Annotated in this window: 3 protein-coding genes; all 3 read right to left on the reverse strand. The window is 33.8% G+C overall.

Annotated features, from left to right (window positions below):
- On the reverse strand, window positions 1-2,483 hold a 2,483-nt coding region (locus tag H561_RS0120100; protein ID WP_027388603.1), incomplete at its 3' end, for a non-ribosomal peptide synthetase.
- A gap of 250 nt (window positions 2,484-2,733) precedes the next feature.
- Window positions 2,734-4,341: an MBL fold metallo-hydrolase gene (locus tag H561_RS0120105; protein WP_027388604.1), complete on the reverse strand. Its 1,608-nt coding sequence runs from the start codon at window positions 4,339-4,341 to the stop codon at window positions 2,734-2,736.
- Window positions 4,342-4,373: 32 nt separating this feature from the next.
- On the reverse strand, window positions 4,374-5,207 hold an 834-nt coding region (locus tag H561_RS0120110; RefSeq protein WP_027388605.1), incomplete at its 5' end, for a non-ribosomal peptide synthetase.

Consider the following 5,207-nt stretch of genomic DNA (forward strand, 5'->3'; position numbering starts at 1 on the left):
GGTATTGTAGTCGAAGTTAAGTCACTTCCTTTTTCCAGCTTATGCACGGTAGCACAGATGCTCGTCTCTGTAGGACCATACGCATTGTAAAAAGTACCATACTTTAAATATTCTTTTGTCTTACCGATCACTGCTGATTCTCCTGCGGTAATTAAACCTTTTAAATTTTGAAGCTTTTCAACATTCAGTAAACTGAAGAAAGCAGGTGGCAGCGTTACCAGATCAATAGAATGACTGTTTACATATTCTTCAAAGGCATACGCATCTTTTCTCACTGAATCGCTCAGAATATGAAGACTCTTACCACTAAGTAGCGTCATAAAAATCTCTGAAATAGAAGCATCAAAAGAGAAAGAAGCAAACTGGGCTACATTTTCGTAAGAGGAAACTTCAAAGAATTCTTTCTGGAACAGCATCGTATTTAAAATACCGCCATGGGTATTTAAAACTCCTTTTGGCTCTCCTGTAGAACCGGAAGTGTAAATGATATAAGCAATATCTTCTTTTTCTAAAACTGTTGATGTAAAGTCTGAACCGTCTTCTTCTGTTAATTCCAGATCGATCGAAAAGGATTCTCCAGCATAGAAATCAAGGTCAAAGAAATAATAAGATTCAGTGATCAGTAAAGACAAGCCAGAGGTCATCACTTCTTTCCTGGATTCAGGGAGGTTGGCATCAATTGGAACATAGACTGCCCCTAATTTTAATATCCCCAGAATAGAAACAATCTGATTCTCACCACGGTTAAGCATCACTCCTACCTGATCACCTTTTTTGATCCCATGATCCATCTGAAGACGGTGTCCTAAAGCATTCGCTTTACTATTAAGTTCTTCATAACTTAGTACTGTATTTTCGAAAACAACAGCACTTGATTCTGGGTTTCTGGCCACTTCCTCTTCAAATAAACTAACAATATTTTGATTGTCAGGATATGAAACAGAGGTATTATTAAATTTTTTTAACAATACATCCCGATCCGCAGAACTTACATATTCTAATTCTGACAGAGGAGTATTTGGAGAATCAACGAATTTTAATAGTAATTCTTTGTAGTGTTTTATAAAGTTCTGAATGGTATTCGAATCATACAGATCCTTGTTATAATTTACTTTGATATATAACTGGTCATTAATAACACCAAAATGAAACTCGATATCATTTTTACAGTTACCTCCTTTAAATTCCTGAGTGCTGTCCGTTACTATTTCATGTATTGAATAAGGATCTGTTGTCGCTTCATGAAATGTAATTGAAATATCAAAAATTGAGCTTTTAGCCTGATCTCTTTTAAAATCAATATCATTCAATATCTCACTCAGCGGATATATGGAATGCTCATAAGCGGAGATCAGATTTTCTTTAACTTTTTCAAAAAAAGTATTAAAGCTATCTGTAGAACTTACTTTATTTCTTAAAACCAATGTTCTTAGAAAATAACCGATCTGCTGGGAAAATTCATCTCTTTCCCTGATAGCCATCGGAGATCCTACAATGATATCTTCATGATGGGTGTATTTATACAACAGTGCTTTTAGCACCGTAAGAACTCCCATAAATAGACTTCCGTGGCGTTTCTGAACCAAATTACTAAGCAGTTTGGTATTCTCAAGGGATAAAAACATCTGAAAAGCTACGCTATCATAGGTTTTAAAAGACGGTTTTATCTTATCCGTAGGAAACTGAACAGCTTCCGGTAATGGTACCAAAACATCCTGCCAGTATTTTTTATGATCCTTTGAAGCTGACAATTGCTCATAGGTCCAATCAATATAATCCTTATACTGATATTTTATTTCTTTTTCCGGTTCTGCTCCAATTAAATAGGCCTTATATACTGAGAATATTTCATTTTCAAATATCTTAACAGACCATTCATCTGCTATAATATGATGTATATTATAATAGAAAATGCTATTTCCTTCAGGAAGATGAATTAAATAACATCGTAAAAGCAAACCGTTTTCTAAATCAAAATTTACAAGATTATCTTTATTGATAAATTCCATCCCATCCTCATAATTACCATGAGTATAATCGATTTCATGTATATCCGCTTCTACTTTATGATGGATTAGTTGCTCCAAATCTCCTGAAGCATTTAATTTGAAATTGGTTCTTAGAATTTCATATTTGTTAAGAACAAAATTCAATGCTTTTTTTAATAATTCAATATCTAAAGTTTCCCTAATATAAAAATTCGAAGGTAAATGGTAGGTTATGGATGCTGTAGGGTCCTGACATGTTATCCATATTTCCCTTTGAACATGAGATGTTCTGTAATGGATATTACCTTGTTCATCTATAGAAGCATTTGAGAGTGATTTATTTTTAAAAAATTGAACTAAAGAATCTTTATTTATTTTTATTTCCTTCAAAAGCTCAGTTGGAATATTTTCTTTTGTGGAAATGATTTCTAAATTATCATTCTTCAATACAACTTCTATATTATTTTCTTTTAATTTATCAATAAAGTTTTTCATAAATTTTGGTATAATTGATATTTCTGTTAAAAATTATCCTTAGTTAATGCAGCTAATCATCTTGATTATTTTTCAATATATAAAACAATATCAATCTGTTAAGCTCAGATCATACTGAGTTGACATTAGAAATATCGTTGGGATTCAAGCAGATCATTTAAAAACTTTGCATTTTTTCTTAAAACAAATGCAAAGTTGATAATGATCATTGATTTAAAATCTAAATTTAAATTACCATTCAGTAATTCCGTTATACATATTCTATTGTCTTTTCTCCAAACAATCTTTCTGCTTCGATGCCTCTGGATATACATTCTTCCAGTAGTTTGTTGGACTCTACAATAGCTTTGGATTCCTCAGTATATTTAATAGAACTGATGAATACCAACCAAGGTTCCATTCCCATTGCATATACAAATACATCTTTAGGATTAAAAATATCAATAAAAGCTATTCCCTGGTTATAGTCAGATCCTGCCAGACGTCGTGAAAGGTCTTTATCTCTTTCTAATTTCTTATACATTAATGGTCCGTACAGCCAGGATAATGGAGCTCCTTCACATTCCATTCCCAGGAATAATACATCTACTTCTCCGACGATTCCTTTTACTTTTTCATAGATCTTTGGTTCGATGTTACAGGAATCTGCAGCGAATAGAAGTCTGATGCCATTATGCAGAGAAAAATGATAACACAGTTTACTTCTAACATCAAGGTCGGCATGTTCTCCTAAAAACGGAAGTCCTGTAATCACACAATTCTCCATTTCAATACTTTCCAGTTCATTTAATTCAATAACCTGTTTAAAACCTATTTTCTTAAACATTAACTTGAGATCCGGATCCTGTAGATTTCCTTTGCTGCTACTAGGAACAATAATTGTTTTTATTCTGTGGCGTAATTGCAATAAGGTTTCCAAAAGAATATGATCCTGATGATTATGGGTAATCAAAACATAATCAATTTCTTCAGGAAGATCATTAATGGTGTATCTGTTCACATCTGTTTCATATCCGTCATAGCTAATAACAGGATCTACTAAGATTGATACTTTTTTGGTTTCAACAAGAACACATGCATGTCCAAAGTATCTGGTTCTCACCCCCGGCCCATCGTATTTGCGGAATTCTGCTGGTTTTTCTTTAGTAAAAAAAGTTTTAAAAAGCTCTTCTTTTTCAGCAGGAATATTAAGCAGCTCCTTTATTTTTCCGTAATCACCCGGAACTTTCTTCATTTTAAAAAGTTCATCTATAACCTCAGATCTGAAAGGGATATCAAGATGAATAACATTTTCATCCGGTAATCTCGGAGTACTTAAGACAAATGATCTTGAATCATCGGAATCAATTAATTGTAAGCTTATAGACTGAGCCGACTCATCATAATACTTACTTGCATATAACAATGGTTCTATTAATCTGTAATTGACATTATTATTTAAATCGTAATAAAGCTCAACATACCCTTTTAGAATTTCAGGAATCTTTTCATACATGCTATTCAAAGAGAAACCCTGAACTTCTGATTGTAAAATCTCATTTAATTCTCTTAAGGCATTGTCCAATTCTAATAAATGTGCTCTTTTTTCAATAGTCTCGTCGTGTAACCTTGAAACTTCATTTACTCTTTCCGTCTGATAATCTATGAATGGACCTCCTAACATTTTAGGATTTTTAACCGCTAAACTATGGGTCTTCGCATTTTTAATGTAAGATGACATAATTCTCAGGTGTCTGTGCTTTATATTCATTGCCGCAGTGACAGGAGATATAAGGTGTGACCATGCATACCATAGATCTACCAATGGTTCGATTACGACATTAAGTTTTAAATAGGTATCGTTTTTTAAATTTTCCATTTTTTAAAATAAATTTTATAGTGTTTACCAGGTTAAATAATTGTTCTAAAAGTATTTTCTTCTTTGTTTTCGACTTCGTTCATCACTTCAGCCAACTCTTTAATGGTGGGTTTTTCGAGGAAAACATTAATTTTCACGACCTTTTTCATTTTCTTTTGTATTTCTCCAATGATCCTGATGGCATTCATACTGTTTCCACCTAACTCAAAGAAGTTATCCGTAGCTCCTATGTTTTCAATTCTTAATATTTCCTGCCAGATTTCTTTCAGCTGTTGTTCTGATTCATTGGCAGGCGCTACATATTCATTCTTTATTAGATCTGAACTGCTTACTTCCGGTAAACTCTTTCTGTCAACCTTTCCATTACTCGTTAAAGGAATCTGGTCAAGTTCTACATAAAAACCGGGAAGCATATATTGTGGAAGCGTGCTCTCAAGATGCCTCGCCAGATCCTGTTTGTCGATCGGAGCATCACTTACATAGTATACCACCAAACTCTTATCTCCATCATGTTCTTTTACCTCCGTCACAACAGATTTAATCGATTCACTGAAAGAAAGCACCTGGCTGTCAATCTCGCCTAACTCGATACGATGTCCACGGATCTTGACTTGATGGTCAATTCTTCCCAGATACTCTATTGTACCATCAGGCAACCATCTTCCCAAATCTCCTGTACGGTACATCTTCGTACCTGCTACAAATGGATTCTCTACAAACTTCTCTTCCGTTAAATCCTCACGGTTCAGATAACCCTGAGCTAATCCATCTCCTGAGATATACATTTCTCCATTAACACCTGCAGGAACCAAATGTCTATACTCATCTAAAATATAAATCTGGGTATTGGCAATAGGCTGGCCGAT

The sequence above is a fragment of the Chryseobacterium gregarium DSM 19109 genome (genome assembly GCF_000430845.1).
Taxonomy (GTDB): Bacteria; Bacteroidota; Bacteroidia; order Flavobacteriales; family Weeksellaceae; genus Chryseobacterium; species Chryseobacterium gregarium.

Coding starts and splice junctions, on each gene's coding strand:
- H561_RS0120105 (WP_027388604.1), bottom strand. CDS start 4,341: ATGGAAAATTTAAAAAACGATACCTATTTAAAACTTAATGTCGTAATC.